Here is a 14,508-nt window from a genome sequence, read left to right on the forward strand (position 1 = left end):
ACCCGTTCGGGTCACCTCATTCGAACTCAACTCGCCGTGTACATACGGTAGTTCGAGGGTGGCGTCCGCTATCTGCCGGTCCTCCCCCTCCTTGGCGTTCTCTTGCTCCGAAAGCCCCTGGGGGACGAGTGGATTCCGCCAGGATGTCGCGCGAAATCGCGTATCCGAGGCAAGGGATCCCCACCATGAGAACGACCGACATATCGCTGAATTGGCTTGTTCCCGGCGTCCTGTCGCTGGGTGCCGTGATGGCCGCCGCGGTGCTGGTGGTGCGCGGCCGCCGGGCGGCCGCGCAGGCGGGCGCCGACGACTCCTGGGAACGCAGCGAGGAGCGCCGCCGTCGCAAGGAGGCCGTCTTCGCCTCCGCCTCCTACCTGCTGCTCTTCTGCTGCGCCGCGGTCGCCGCGGCGCTGTCCTTCCACGGACTGGTCGGCTTCGGCGTCCAGAACCTCGGCCTCACCGACGGCTGGGAGTACCTGGTGCCGTTCGGGCTCGACGGCGCGGCGATGTTCTGCTCCGTCCTCGCCGTGCGCGAGGCCAGTCACGGCGACGCGGCGCTGGGCTCGCGCATGCTGGTGTGGACCTTCGCGGGCGCCGCGGCGTGGTTCAACTGGGTGCATGCGCCGCGCGGCCTGGACCATGCCGGCGCCCCGCAGTTCTTCGCCGGGATGTCGCTGTCGGCCGCGGTGCTCTTCGACCGCGCGCTGAAGCAGACCCGCCGGGCGGCGCTGCGGGAGCAGGGGCTGGTGCCCCGGCCGCTGCCGCAGATCCGGATCGTGCGCTGGCTGCGCGCGCCGCGCGAGACCTTCGCGGCCTGGTCGCTGATGCTGCTGGAGGGCGTACGGACGCTGGACGAGGCCGTCGAGGAGGTCCGCGAGGACCGGCGGGAGCGGGAGCAGAACCGCTCGCGCCGCCGCGAGCAGGGCAAACTCGACCGGGCCCGGATCAAGGCCATCAACCGCCAGCACCGTGGCTGGGGGATCGGCCGGGGCGGCGGCCGGCAGCTGGCGGTCACGCCCGCCGGCGCCGAGATGGCCGGTCCGGACTCCGCCATAGCCGGTGATCCGCCGCCCCTGCCCGCCGTAGAGCTGCCGCTGCGCTCCCGCCCGGCCCTCAAGGCCGTATCCGGCGCTGACCCCGACGCGGGTGCCGCCACGGACACCGTCGATCCCGCGGCCCGGTCCTGGCGGGCCGTGGACCTCACAGCGGAGGACGACACCCAGACGCTGCCCCGTCTGGACTCCCTGGAGGAGAAACTCGCCGAGATCGAACGGCAATTCGGCTGACCGGCGGCGGACCGCGCCGACCGACACCCCCGACTCCTGGTCAGGCCGGTCCGCCGCCCAGCTCGAACCAGACGCATTTGCCGAATCCCTCGCTGCGTATCCCCCACGCGTCGGCCAGGGCGCGCACCAGCATCAGCCCCCGGCCCGAGGTCCCGTCCGCACTCGCCGCACGCACCTCAGGACGCCCGGGAGCGCAGTCCCGCACCTCGACCCGCAGGCGGTCGCCGACCTTCGCCGTGACCACCGCATCGCCCTCGGCATGGACCAGGGCATTGGTGACCAACTCGCTGGTGAGCAGCGTGGCGACCTCCGCGAGCTCGCCGCCACCGGGTGCCGCCCACCGGCTGAGTAATTGCCGCAGCTCCCTGCGGATCTCGCCGACCGCGCGCAGATCGGCCCGGCGCACCTTCCGCTCCAGCACGCCCGGCGCCCGCGCCGCGCCCCCCTGGCCGTGCTCGGTCGTCGTGTGTCGTCTTTCCCGTTCCTCGCGTCGCACAGGCTGACGCATACTCTCCCCCGCCCCCACGGAACTCGGCGTCCGGTCTCGAACAGCCTCACGGTCAGCATGCCCATCGGATCAGGCGCCATGCTTCCTTCCGCTTCCGCTTCGGGGCGCGCGGTCGTCCGCGCGCCGGGTGGGCGGGCCGGGCCGCGCTGGGTATGCCTGTCGGGTGGGGCCCGGACGAGCGGGAGGAGCCGCCGTGCACGACGACCGACTGCTGGTGGAGGGGCGCCTGGAACGGGCGCTGGGGCAGTTCATCCGGCCCGCGGTGTACGCGGCGCGGGTGCCGCTGCGGCTGGCCGTCTGGCATGCGCCGGGCGAGCCGCGGCCGGTGACCGAGGCGCTGGGGGCCGAGTACGTGCCGTTCGCGGCGGGCGAAGCGTGGGGGCCGCCGTGGTCGACGAGCTGGTTCCGGCTGGCGGGTGAGGTGCCCGAGGAATGGGCGGGGCGCCGGGTGGAGGCCGTCATCGATCCCGGCTTCAGCGGCGACGGGCCCGGCTTCCAGGCGGAGGGCCTGGTGTACGACGCCGGGGGCGTGCCGCTGAAGGGGATCCATCCGCGCAACCGCCACGTGCCCGTCGGCGCGCCGGCCCGGGGTGGCGAGGAGGTGCGGCTGCTGCTGGAGGCCGCCGCGAATCCGGCGGTGCTGCGGGACTTCCGCCCCACCGGTCTCGGGGACGTCCGTACCGCGCCGGACCGCCCGCTGTACCGCTTCGCCTCGGCCGACCTGGCCGTCCTCGACGAGACGGTCTGGCATCTCGTGCTCGACATCGAGGTGCTGGCCGAGCTGATGCCGGAGCTGCCGGCCGACCGCCCGCGCCGGCACGAGATCCTGCGGGCGCTGGAGGACATGCTGGACACGCTGGATCTGCACGACGTCGCCGGCACGGCGGAGGCCGGCCGGGCCGCGCTGGCCGAGGTCCTCCGCCGCCCCGCCGCGGCCAGCGCCCACCGGCTCTCGGCCACCGGGCACGCCCATATCGACTCCGCCTGGCTGTGGCCGCTGCGGGAGACCGTCCGCAAGGCGTCCCGAACCTTCGCCAATGTGACCCAACTCGCCGTCGAATACCCGGAGTTGGTGTTCGCATGCTCGCAGGCGCAGCAGTACGCCTGGGTCAAGGAGCACCAGCCGCACATCTGGGTGCGCATCAAGGAGGCGGTGCGCAACGGCACCTGGGCGCCGGTCGGTTCGATGTGGGTGGAGTCGGACGCCAATATGCCCGGCGGCGAGGCGCTGGCCCGGCAGCTGGTGCACGGCAAGCGGTTCTTCCTGGAGGAGCTGGGGGTGGAGACCGAGGAGATCTGGCTGCCGGACTCCTTCGGCTACACCGCGGCCTTCCCGCAGCTGGCCCGGCTGGCCGGCGCGCGGTGGTTCCTGACGCAGAAGCTGTCGTGGAACCAGACCGACCGGATGCCGCACCACACCTTCTGGTGGGAGGGCATCGACGGCACCCGCGTCTTCACCCACTTCCCGCCGGTCGACACCTACAACTCGCGGTTGCACGGCGCCGAACTCGCCCATGCCGAGCGGAACTTCGCCGAGAAGGGCCGCGCCACCCGTTCCCTGGTCCCGTTCGGCTGGGGGGACGGCGGGGGCGGCCCCACCCGCGAGATGCTGGAGCGGGCCCGCCGGCTGCGCTCCCTGGAGGGCTCCCCGCGGGTCGGGATCGAGCCGCCGGCCCGGTTCTTCGCGGCGGCGCACGAGGAGTACGGGGCGGCCGCGCCGGTCTGGTCGGGCGAGCTGTACCTGGAGTACCACCGGGGCACGTACACCTCGCAGGCCAAGACCAAACAGGGCAACCGGCGCAGCGAACACCTGCTGCGGGAGGCGGAGTTGTGGGCCGCGACGGCGGCGGTCCGTACTGCGGCCGCCGGCGGCGCGGACGGCGGGTACGCGTATCCGTACGACGCGCTGGACCGGATCTGGAAGACCGTGCTGCTGCACCAGTTCCACGACATCCTGCCGGGCTCTTCGATCGCCTGGGTGCACCGGGAGGCCCGGGACACCTACGCGGCGGTCGAGGCGGAGCTGACCGGCATCGTCGAGGAGGCGCTCGCCGCACTGGGCCGGGCGGCGGACGGCGCGCCGCCGACGGTGTTCAACGCCTCGCCGTACGACCGGGACGAGATCGTCGAGCTGCCGGGAGACGGGGACGGCGAGGGAGTGGCCGTCCCCGTGCACGTCCCCGCACTGGGGGCGGCGGCCGTCCGCCCGCCCGGTCCGGACTCCCCCGTTCCGCCGCCCGCGCCCGTACGCGCCACCACCGGCACCGACGGCACCGTCACCCTCGACAACGGGCTGCTCCGCGTCCGCGTCGACACCGACGGTCTGCTGGCCTCGGTGCGCGATCTGCACGCCGGGCGGGAGGTGCTGGCACCCGGCGCCCGGGGCAATCTGCTCCAGCTGCACCCCGACCACCCCACCAAGTACGACGCCTGGGACCTCGACCGGCACTACCGCCACCGGCACACCGATCTGACCGCCGCGGAATCCGTCGACCTGCTCGCCTCCGGACCGCTGACCGCGACCGTGCGGGTGACCAGGTCGTTCGGTGCGTCCCGGGTCGTCCAGGAACTGACGCTGCGGGCCGGCGCGCACCGCCTCGACGTGCTCACCGACATCGACTGGCACGAGTCGGAGAAGGTCCTCAAGGCCGCCTTCCCGCTGGACGTGCACGCCGAACGGTCCACCGCCGAGATCCAGTTCGGGCACGTCCACCGCCCCACCCACACCAACACCAGCTGGGACGCGGCGCGTTTCGAGATCTGTGCGCACCGCTGGCTGCGGGTGGCCGAGCCGGAATACGGCGTCGCGCTGCTCAACGACTCCACCTACGGCCACGACGTCACCCGCGTCCCGCACGCCGAGGGCCTGGGCACGACCGTACGACTGACCCTGCTGCGCGCCCCGCACAGCCCCGACCCGGCCACCGACCAGGGCAGCCACCGGTTCCGCTACGCGCTGCTGCCGGGCGCCACGACCGGCGCCGCGGTCGCCGAGGGCCTCGCCCTGAACCTCCCCCTGCGGGCCGCGGCCGCGCCGCCGGTGGCGCCGCTGATCCGCGTCGACCACCCGGCGCTCACCGTCGAGTCGGTCAAGCTCGCCGAGGACCGCAGCGGCGACGTGGTGGTCCGGCTCTACGAGTCCCGGGGAAGCCGTGTCACCGGCACCCTCTCGCCCGGTTTCCCCGTCGAACGGGCCACCGTGACCGACCTGTTGGAGCGTCCGCTGCACGACGAGGAGGAGGGGCCGACCGCGGAACTGACGCTGGAGCTGCGCCCGTTCCAGATCCTGACGCTCCGGCTCCGGCCGCAGCGCCCGGCCGGCTGACCGCGCGCCCTTGGCGGTTCACACCCGGGGGATGTTCCGCAGGTTGGAGCGGGCCATCTGCAGCATCCGGCCGACCCCGCCGTCCAGCACGATCTTGCCGGCCGACAGCGCGAAGCCGGACACCATCTCCGCGCTGATCTTCGGCGGGATGGACAGCGCGTGCGGGTCGGTGACGACGTCGACGAGCGCGGGTCCGTCGTGCCGGAAGGCGTCGCGCAGGGCCCCGCGCAGCTGCTTGGGCTTCTCCACCCGGACGCCGTACACCCCGGCCGCGCGGGCGATCGCCGCGAAGTCCGGGTTGTGGTTGGTGGTGCCGTACGCCGGCAGGCCGGAGACCATCATCTCCAGCTCGACCATGCCCAGCGAGGAGTTGTTGAACAGCACCACCTTCACCGGCAGGTCGTACTGGACCAGGGTGAGGAAGTCGCCCATCAGCATGGCGAATCCGCCGTCGCCCGACATCGAGACGACCTGGCGGCGGCGGTCGAGGAACTGGGCGCCGATCGCCTGGGGCAGCGCGTTGGCCATGGAACCGTGGCTGAAGGAGCCGATGACCCGGCGGCGGCCGTTGGGCGTGAGGTAGCGCGCCGCCCACACGTTGCACATGCCGGTGTCGACCGTGAAGACCGCGTCGTCGGCGGCCTCCTCGTCCAGCACCGAGGCGACGAACTCGGGGTGGATCGGCACGTGCTTCTCCACCTTCCTCGTGTACGCCTTGACCACGCCCTCCAGCGCGTCCGCGTGCTTCTTCAGCATCCGGTCGAGGAACTTCCGGTCCGTCTTCTCGCGGACCTTGGGGATCAGGCAGCGCAGCGTCTCGCGGACGTCGCCCCAGACGGCGAGGTCGAGCTTGGTGCGGCGGCCGAGGTGTTCGGGCCGGACGTCGACCTGGACGATCTTGACGTCGTCGGGCAGGAACGCGTTGTAGGGGAAGTCCGTGCCGAGCAGGAGCAGCAGATCGCATTCATGGGTGGCCTCGTAGGCCGCGCCGTACCCGAGCAGTCCGCTCATGCCGACGTCATAGGGATTGTTGTACTGGATCCATTCCTTGCCGCGCAGGGCGTGGCCCACCGGGGCCTTCACCCGCTCGGCGAACTCCATCACCTCGGCGTGCGCGCCGGCCGTGCCGCTGCCGCAGAACAGCGTGACCTTGCGGGCCTCGTCGACCATCCGGGCCAGCGCGTCGATCTCGGCGTCCCCGGGCCGCGCCAGGGGCCGGGTGGTGACCAGCGCGTGCTGGAAGGCGCGCTCGGGGGCCTGCTCGGCGGCGATGTCCCCGGGCAGCGAGACCACCGCGACGCCGCTCTGGCCGACGGCGTGCTGGATGGCGGTCTGCAGCACCCGCGGCATCTGACTGGTGCTGGAGATCAGCTCGCTGTAGTGGCTGCACTCGGTGAACAGCCGGTCCGGGTGGGTCTCCTGGAAGAACGTGGTGCCGATCTCGCTGGAGGGGATGTGCGAGGCCAGCGCGAGGACCGGGGCCATCGAACGGTGCGCGTCGAAGAGGCCGTTGATGAGGTGCAGGTTGCCCGGTCCGCACGAACCGGCGCAGGCCGCGAGCTTGCCGGTGAGCTGCGCCTCCGCCCCGGCGGCGAAGGCAGCGGCCTCTTCGTGCCGGACCTGGATCCAGTCGATCGCGGCATTCCGGCGGACCGCGTCCACCACCGGGTTCAGGCTGTCGCCGACGACACCGTAGAGACGCCGTACCCCCGCCCGCACCAGGATGTCCACGAACTGCTCGGCCACGGTCTGCTTCGCCATGTCGCTGTCGCTCCCAGGGTCGGAGGGGGCCCGGGGTACGGGCGGCCTGCTCCCATGAACCCATGCGGGAGGGCGGTCCGCCTCCGCTGTCCGCCGTCTGCCCGGTCGGCCGTCCGGGGGTGCGGGGCCGGTCGGGTGTCCGCGGCGGCCGGCGCCGGCCCGCAGGGTCGCGGGCGGCCGGCAAGCGCTTCCGGGGCCGGTCCGGCAGTCTGGGGCCATGAGCGCGTGGCAGCTGGTCGCGGTCGGCCTGGTGATGCTGCTCGGGCTGATCGGGGTGCTGGTACCCGGAATCCCCGGGCCGCTGATCGTGTGGGCGGGCGTGCTGTGGTGGGCGGTGACGGAGAAGTCCGGCCCGGCCTGGACGGTGCTGATGGGCGCCACCGCCCTGCTGTTGGTCAATCAGGCGCTGAAGTGGCTGCTGCCGGTGCGCGACCTGCGGGCCGCGGGCGCGCCGTACCGCACCCTGTTCCTGGCCGGCGCGGCCGGCATCGTCGGCTTCTTCGTGCTGCCGGTGATCGGTGCCGTGGTGGGCGCGGTCGGCGGCCTCTACCTGCTGGAACGCGTGCGGCTCGGCGGCCACGGCGACGCCTGGGCCTCGACCCGGACGGTGATGCGCACCCTCGGCCTGAGCGTGCTGATCGAACTGCTCGCCTGCCTGCTGGTGGTCGGCAGCTGGGCGGGGACGGTGGTCGCGGGGTGAACCGGCCCGGGCGAGGGGCGGTGGTCGCGGCCCGGTCCCGGCCCTCAGCCGGCAAGCGCCGCCGTAGTGGGGGCCGGTAGCTCGCCCGGCGGGAGGAGCCCGGCGCGCCACAGATGGTGCAGGGCGTACGCGCCCCAGGGTCGCCAGGCCCCCTCCGGGCCGTCGGCGCCGTCCGGGTCCGGGCCCCGCTCCCCGTCGGCCGGCTCGCCCCGGTCCGGGCCGCCCACGTCCGGGTCCCCCAGCGCCCGCATCCTGATGTACGCGGCGGTGCGCGGCCCGACACCGGGCAGCGCGGCCAGCGCCCGCTCGGCGGCGATCCGGTCGGCGCCGGCGTCCAGCAGGACCGTGCCGTCGGCCAGCGCGGTGCACAGCGCGCGCACCGGCTCGGGGACGTCCGCGCCGGTCAGCTCCGCGGGCGCCGGGAAGAGGTGGGTCAGCCCGCCGTCCGCCGCGTCCAGCGGCTTCCCGTACGCCCGCACCAGCTCGGCGGCGCGCTCCGGCGGCCCGCCGAGCACGATCCGTACGGCCATCTCCTCCGGGTCCGCCGCGCCCGGCGAGCGCAGGCCCGGGCGTTCGGCCACCAGCGGGCCGAGCAGCGGGTCCGCGCCCAGCCGCTCGGCGACGGCGTACGGGTCGGCGTCCAGGTCGAAGAGCCGGCGCAGCCGCTGCACGGCCGTCGACAGGTCCCGCAGGTCGGTCAGGAGCAGCCGGCACTCCAGCCAGCCGCCGTCGCCGCCCCGGGCCGCCGGGCACACCCGGCCGGCCGGCGGCCGGGGCCGTCCGCGGGGCCCCGTGGGCGGCTCCTCGACCTCGGCGATCCCGCTGCCGTAGGTGAGGCGCAGGGTGCGGCGGTAGGTGCGCGGGCCGGGCCCGCCCCGTACCTCCTCCACGCCCGGCACCGCCCGCTCCGCCAGGAAGTCGAAGATCTCCGCGGCCGCGTACGGGCCCCGGTAGGCCAGCCGCAGCGGAATCCCGCCGCCCGCCGGGCCACCGCCCGGGGCGGGCCGCGGCCGGGGGCGCGCGGTCGTGCCGCCGCCGCGCCCGCCCACCGCCGCGGCCCGCAGCTCGCTGGGCGTGCCGGCGTAGATCTCCCGCATGGTGTCGTTGAACTGCCGGATGCTGGCGAACCCGGCCGCGAACGCCAGCTCGGTCACCGGGAGCGCCGTGGTCTGCAGCAGCACCCGCGCGGTGTGCGCCCGGCGGGCCCGGGCCAGCGCGACCGGTCCGGCGCCCAGCTCCGCGGTCAGCTGCCGCTGCACCTGCCGCGCGCTGTACCCCAGCCGCTGCGCCAGCCCGGCGACGCCCTCCCGGTCGACCACGCCGTCGCCGATGAACCGCATGGCCCGGCCCACCAGGTCGGCGCGCACGTTCCACTCCGCCGAGCCGGGCACGGCGTCCGGCCGGCACCGCCGGCAGGCCCGGAATCCGGCGGCCTGCGCGGCCGCGGCCGACGGGAAGAACCGCACGTTCACCCGCTTGGGAGTGACCGCGGGGCAGCTCGGCCGGCAGTAGATGCCGGTCGTCACCACCGCGAAGAAGAACTCCCCGTCGAACCGCGCGTCCCGGCTGGACACCGCTTCGTACCTGGTCTCGTCGTCCATCACGCCTCCAGTCTGCGCCCGCGACCGGGCGCCGGCTGGCGGATATCGGACATGACGTTTCGGAGCGCCGTCGGGGGGCCCGGCCACCGGCACCCGGGCCCCCGGCTCACCTCACCCGCCCTGTTTCGGGCCTCAGCTCACCGTCCCGACCCCCTCTTCCGCTCCATCATGTGCCGGCCGAGCGCCTGCTTCTGCCGCCAGTCGCGCCGGATCTCGGCCCGCAGCCGGGCGTCCGTCTTGGCCACGATGCGCTGGTTCTCCCGCAGCAGCTTCCGGTAGCTCTCCAGCCTGCGCACCGCCAACTCACCGCTCTCCAGGGCGGCTTGGACCGCACACCCCGGCTCGGTCCCGTGCGCGCAGTCATGGAAACGGCACTCCTCGGCCAGCGCCTCGACGTCCGAGAACGTCCGGGACAGCCCGCCCTCGGCGTCCCACATCCCGACCCCGCGCAGCCCGGGCGTATCGATCAGCACGCCACCGCCGGGCAGGGCGAGCAGATCGCGGGTGGTCGTGGTGTGCCGGCCCTTGCCGTCCCGGTCCCGGATGGCCTGTACGGTCTGCACACTCGCCCCCACCAGCGCATTCGCCAGCGTGGACTTGCCCGCGCCGGACTGCCCCAGGAGGACGGACGTCCCCCCGGCCAGTACGGCGGCCAGCACATCGAGCCCCTCTCCGGTCTCGGAGCTGACGGCCAGCACCTGCACCCCTGGAGCGGCCGACTCCGCGTCCGCCACCAGGTGGGCCAGCCCGCGCGCGTCCCCGGCCAGGTCGGCCTTGGTCAGCACCACCAGCGGCTGGCCCCCGCTCTCCCAGGCCAGCGAGACGAACCGTTCGATGCGGCCGAGGTCCAGCGCATCGGCCAGCGAGACCGCGATCACCGCATGATCGACGTTCGCCGCCAGGATCTGCCCCTCGGAACGCTTCGACGACGTGGACCGCACGAACGACGTACGCCGCGGCAGCAACGCCCGCAGCACGCCGTCCAGATGGTCACCGGTCCGGCCGTTCGCCAGATCGAGGACGGCCCAGTCACCCGTGCACGGAACCCGCATCGGATCACCGGTCGCCACCAGCGCGGTGTCCGCCAGCACGGTCCGGACGCCGTCGCCGTCGGGCACGACGGCGTCCACGCGCCCGCGATCCACGCGGACGACACGACCGGGCACGAACCCCTGCCCGGCAAAGGGGGTGAAACTCTCCGCGAACCCGTCGTCCCAGCCGTAGGCCGTCAACGGATGCGCAGCGGAAAGATCGAAGTCGAACAACGCAAGGACCCTTCAAGGAAAGCGGCCCCGGCCCACGTCGCGGCGCGCGCACGAGCACCCGTGCGCAGCAGCAGGAAGAAAACGGAAGTGACGATGTGTCAGCCGGAGACCACGGAGGTGAAAGTGATGAACTCCTGGATGCGGGCAGCGCCCTTCGCAACGACAGCCATCGGCCTTCACCTCCCGGATTCCTCAACGGCCGACAAGGACAGCGGCCTCGGACCGCCCTCCACAACCCGCTCACCGTAAACCAGCGCCGCTCCGCGCCGCCAACCTTTTTTCGGCGGCGCCGGGCCGGCCCGCGGGCCTCAGTCGTCGGCCGGGCTCGCGAGCTGGGCCGCCACACCACCGAGGATCATGCGCAGGCCGAACTCGAAGCCGCGGTCGTCGAGGGCGGTCGGGGACGGGTCGACCCGGGTGGCGGCTTCGAGGGAGTCGGCCAGGGCGGGGTAGTCGGGGCGGTAGGCGGCGGGCGGCTGGGTGAAGCCGGCCGCGTAGGTCTCCAGGGCCGAGCCGATGACCAGGAAGTCCAGGGCGGCGGCGGTCTCGGCGGCCAGCGCGGGGGTGCAGCCCGCGCGGATCAGGGTGGCGAGCAGGGTGTCGTACTCGCGCAGCGCGCCCTGGGTGTGCACACCGCGGCGGGCGACCAGGGCGATGGCGTTGGGGTGGCGCTGGAAGACCCGCCGGTAGCCGCGGGCGTACGCGGCGATGCCCTCGGGCCAGGGGTCGCGGCGCAGCGGGGTGTGGTCGATCTCGCCGTCGAGCAGTTCGCTGACGGCGTCCAGGATGTCGTCCTTCGAGCCGATGTGGTTGTAGAGCGACGCGCCGCGCACGCCGAGCCGGTCGGCCAGGGCCCGCATGGTGAGTGCTTCGTAGCCGCGGTCGTCGATCAGCTCCAGAGCCGCGTGCGCTATGGCCGCCCTGCTCAGCAATGTCTGATGTGGGCGGCCCACGACACCCCTCGCTTTCCTCGAATTCCTGGCTTTTCAAGGTTACTCACCGGCAGGGGCTTCACAGAGCGGCCTGACGTCCCTACCTTCGCCGACTAACAAAGTTAGTTTTAATCGAACCGCCAGGCGAGGTACGCCATGCCCCACTCCACGCCCCCGCACCGGCCGCCCACCGGCAGCCAGGAACCCACCGCCGCCCGGGACGGCGACGCCGCCCGGCTCGCATCGCTGGGCTACACCCAAGAACTCCGCCGCAGCCTGAACATCCTGGGAAACATCGCCATGGGCTTCGCCGTGGTCTCCCCGGTGGTCGCGCTGTACGCGGTCTCCATGATCGGCACGATGATCGCCGGGCCCGCGTGGATCTGGGCGCTGCCCGTGGTCCTGGCCGGGCAGTGCCTGGTGGTCAACGTCTACTCCGAACTGACCTCGCAGTGGCCGCTGGCCGGCGGTCCCTATCAGTGGGGGCGGCGGCTCATCGGCCCGCGGTTCGGCTGGCTGAGCGGCTGGGTCTGGCAGTTCGCGGTGATGTTCGGGAACACCACCGTGGCCTATCTGGCGGCGCCCTGGGTGTTCGCGCTCCTCGGGGTGACGCCGTCGCCGGGCGCGATGGTCGCCGTCTCGATGGCCATCGTGCTGCTCTGCGCCCTGGTCAACGCGTACGGCATCAACCTCCTGAAGTGGTTCGTCTCGGCGGGCATCGCCGGCGAGGCCATCGCCTCCGTGCTGGTCGGCCTGTCCCTCCTGCTCTTCTTCCGCAAGCACCCGTTCTCGCTGTTCACGCACACCTTCGGTGCCGAGGCGCTGTCCGGCGGCTCGGTGCCGCTGGCGCTGCTGACCGTGCTCGCCGTCGCCGGCTGGGCCTTCATCGGCTTCGACGCGTGCGTCTCGACCGCGGAGGAGACCAAGGACGCCGGCCGGCAGGTGCCCCGGGCGATGTGGTGGGCGCTGCTCTCCGTCGGCGCCGTGGTCATCCTCAACGCGGTGGCCGTCGCCGTCTCGTACCCCCACCCGGCCACCGCCGTCGCGGGCAAGGACGTCGACCCGGTGACCACGGCCGTGGTCACGTCGTTCGGCTCCTGGTCGGACAAGCCGTTCGTGCTCGTCGTGCTGGTCAGCTTCCTCGCCTGCGCCATGGCGTCCCAGGGCGGTGCGGCCCGCGGCCTGTACTCACTCGCCCGGGACGACGTGTTCCCGTTCTCCCGGCAGGTCAGGAAGGTCAACAAGCAGCAGGCGCCGATCGGCGGCCTGATCGCCTCGACCCTCGTCTCGGGCGTGGCGCTGCTGCTCGGCCTGAACGCCACCGCGATCGGTTCGCTGATCGCCTTCGGCACGGCGGCCACGTTCGTGCCGTTCTTCCTGGTCTCCGCGGCCGCCCTGATCGCGCGGCTGCGCGGCACCTGGGTGCCCGGCGGCCACATCCGGCAGGGCCGCAAGGGCACGGTGCTCAACGTCATCGCCGTCGCCTGGACCGGCTTCGAGGTCACCAACGTCGCCTGGCCGCGCGCGGTGCTCGCCCCACCGGGCGCCCCCTGGTACCAGATCTGGGCCGCACCGCTCGGCGTCGCGGTCGTCCTGGGCGCCGGCACGCTCTATCTGATGGCCCGTCGGCCGCAGGACAAGATCCTGGCGGGGGCGGGTGCGCGCCCCACGGACGCGGCGGACGCCGAGGCCGCGGACGCGTCCGGTCCGGCCACGGAGCCGCAGTCCCAGCCGCAGTCCTAGGTACGGCCCCGGGCGCCGGTCCGTCCCGGAGCCGCCGTCGACCGGCGGTGGTCCCTCCCCGCGGGCCTTCCCCGCACGTTCCCCCAGTCCCCGCCCCCCACGTCAGAGCCCCCGTGAGGAGTTCAGCATGACCGAACCCAGCGCACCCGCGTCCGGCGCGGACGCGACGAGCGCGCCCGTCCCCGGCATCACCTCCCCGTCCGGCACCGGCGCCGGATCCCCCGGAAGTCCGCGCTCAGCCGGCGCGGCTTCATGACCGCCTCCGCGATGGCCGCCGCCTCGGCCGCCTTCGTCGGTGCCGGTGCCGGTCGCGCCGGTGCGGCCACGTACAACGGGACGACGTACACCGTCCCCGGCGAGTGGGCGCCGCACGCGGGCTGTCTCATGGCCTTCCCGTGGGACGCGAGTGACAACTGGGGGGACAAGCTCCCGGCGGTGCAGAACGAGGTCGCCAACGTGGCCCGCGCGATAGCCCAGTTCGAGCCGGTCACCATGGTGGCCAACACCGGCACGGCCGACTTCGTGCGGCAGCAGGTCGGTCCGACCGTCACCGTCATCGAGTACCCCATCAACGACTGCTGGCCGCGCGACAACGGCCCGATCTTCGGCGTCGACCGCAGCGGACGGGAGCTCCTCGGCCTCGACTTCGGCTTCAACGGCTGGGGCAACAAGTTCCCGCACGACAAGGACGACGACCTCCCGATAGGCGTCTGCGACCACCTGGGGGTTCCGCGGCTGCCCGTGGACATGATCTTCGAGGGCGGTGCGCTCCTCCAGGACGGCCAGGGCACGATCATCGGCACCGAGGAGTGTCTGCTCAACCCGAACCGCAACCCGGACCTGACCAAGGCCCAGATCGAGGCGAAGCTGCTCGACGCCTATCAGGCGACCAAGATGATCTGGCTGCCGTACGGGATGTACGGGGACACCGTCACCAACGGCCACGTCGACCTCGTCGCCGCCTACGCCGGTCCGGCCCACCTGCTGATCAATCTGCCGTCCGATTCCGGTGACCCCAACTACGCGCGGCTGTCGGAGAACAAACGAGTGCTGCAGGCCGGTACGGACGCCCAGGGCCGCCGCTTCACCCTGACCGAGATGAACCAACTGCCCACCTTCACCGTGGGCACGGACGAGGTGATCACCTTCAGCTACACCAACTACTACCCGACGGCCACCGGCGTCGTGGTCCCGACGACGGGCATCCCGGCGTCCGACACCGCGGCCCTGGCCACCCTCCAGTCCCTCTTCCCCACCAAGCGGATCGTCGGCGTCTCCGCCCGCACCCTCGCCTGGGGCGGCGGCGGGGTGCACTGCATCACCCAGCAGATCCCGCGGACCGGCTGAGCCGATGCCCTGACCCGTTCTCCTGCCCCGTTCCGCTGAG

General features: G+C 73.2%; 10 protein-coding genes. 5 read left to right on the forward strand and 5 right to left on the reverse strand.

Translation table 11 applies throughout. The annotated features are described in order from the left end of the window. Nucleotides 1-185 precede the first annotated feature (185 nt). Complete coding sequence (locus tag OJ254_RS29360) at nucleotides 186-1,286, forward strand: DUF2637 domain-containing protein (protein ID WP_265364803.1); 1,101 nt, start codon at nucleotides 186-188, stop codon at nucleotides 1,284-1,286. 40 nt (nucleotides 1,287-1,326) lie between these two features. Here the strand turns inward: OJ254_RS29360 and OJ254_RS29365 are convergent, their stop codons facing one another. After that, nucleotides 1,327-1,707: an ATP-binding protein gene (locus OJ254_RS29365; protein ID WP_423836046.1), complete on the reverse strand. Its 381-nt coding sequence runs from the start codon at nucleotides 1,705-1,707 to the stop codon at nucleotides 1,327-1,329. A 280-nt stretch (nucleotides 1,708-1,987) separates the two neighbouring features. On the opposite strand from OJ254_RS29365, the gene OJ254_RS29370 reads away from it, so the two are divergent. Next, on the forward strand, nucleotides 1,988-5,119 hold the full coding sequence (locus OJ254_RS29370) for an alpha-mannosidase (RefSeq protein ID WP_265364805.1): 3,132 nt from the start codon (nucleotides 1,988-1,990) through the stop codon (nucleotides 5,117-5,119). An 18-nt stretch (nucleotides 5,120-5,137) separates the two neighbouring features. Here OJ254_RS29370 and OJ254_RS29375 read toward each other — a convergent pair whose 3' ends face one another. After that, a complete protein-coding gene (locus OJ254_RS29375) occupies nucleotides 5,138-6,880 on the reverse strand; it encodes a pyruvate dehydrogenase (RefSeq protein ID WP_265364806.1) in 1,743 nt (580 codons plus the stop codon). Nucleotides 6,881-7,097: 217 nt separating this feature from the next. Between OJ254_RS29375 and OJ254_RS29380 the strand changes: the two genes are divergently transcribed. Next, nucleotides 7,098-7,580 (forward strand): DUF456 domain-containing protein, encoded by a 483-nt coding sequence (locus tag OJ254_RS29380; RefSeq protein ID WP_265364807.1) that lies wholly within the window; start codon nucleotides 7,098-7,100, stop codon nucleotides 7,578-7,580. Between the two features lie 44 nt (nucleotides 7,581-7,624). On the opposite strand, the gene OJ254_RS29385 is transcribed toward OJ254_RS29380, so the two are convergent. From OJ254_RS29385 to OJ254_RS29395, 3 genes are all read right to left on the reverse strand, one after another. Further along, nucleotides 7,625-9,181, reverse strand: a complete 1,557-nt coding sequence (locus tag OJ254_RS29385) for a DNA-3-methyladenine glycosylase 2 family protein (RefSeq protein ID WP_265365361.1) — start codon at nucleotides 9,179-9,181, stop codon at nucleotides 7,625-7,627. Between the two features lie 137 nt (nucleotides 9,182-9,318). After that, on the reverse strand, nucleotides 9,319-10,446 hold the full coding sequence (gene rsgA / locus OJ254_RS29390) for a ribosome small subunit-dependent GTPase A (RefSeq protein ID WP_265364808.1): 1,128 nt from the start codon (nucleotides 10,444-10,446) through the stop codon (nucleotides 9,319-9,321). Nucleotides 10,447-10,754: 308 nt separating this feature from the next. Continuing rightward, nucleotides 10,755-11,378: a TetR/AcrR family transcriptional regulator gene (locus tag OJ254_RS29395; protein ID WP_265364809.1), complete on the reverse strand. Its 624-nt coding sequence runs from the start codon at nucleotides 11,376-11,378 to the stop codon at nucleotides 10,755-10,757. Nucleotides 11,379-11,534: 156 nt separating this feature from the next. Here OJ254_RS29395 and OJ254_RS29400 point away from each other — a divergent pair, with 156 nt between their 5' ends. After that, the gene (locus OJ254_RS29400) at nucleotides 11,535-13,121 is read left to right on the forward strand and encodes an APC family permease (protein ID WP_265364810.1); all 1,587 of its coding nucleotides are present in this window, start codon (nucleotides 11,535-11,537) and stop codon (nucleotides 13,119-13,121) included. Nucleotides 13,122-13,373: 252 nt separating this feature from the next. Next, complete coding sequence (locus OJ254_RS29405; protein WP_265364811.1) at nucleotides 13,374-14,468, forward strand: agmatine deiminase family protein; 1,095 nt, start codon at nucleotides 13,374-13,376, stop codon at nucleotides 14,466-14,468. Nucleotides 14,469-14,508: the final 40 nt, after the last annotated feature.

This window comes from Streptomyces endophytica (genome assembly GCF_026153355.1).
In the GTDB taxonomy this organism is placed as follows: domain Bacteria; phylum Actinomycetota; class Actinomycetes; order Streptomycetales; family Streptomycetaceae; genus Streptomyces; species Streptomyces endophytica.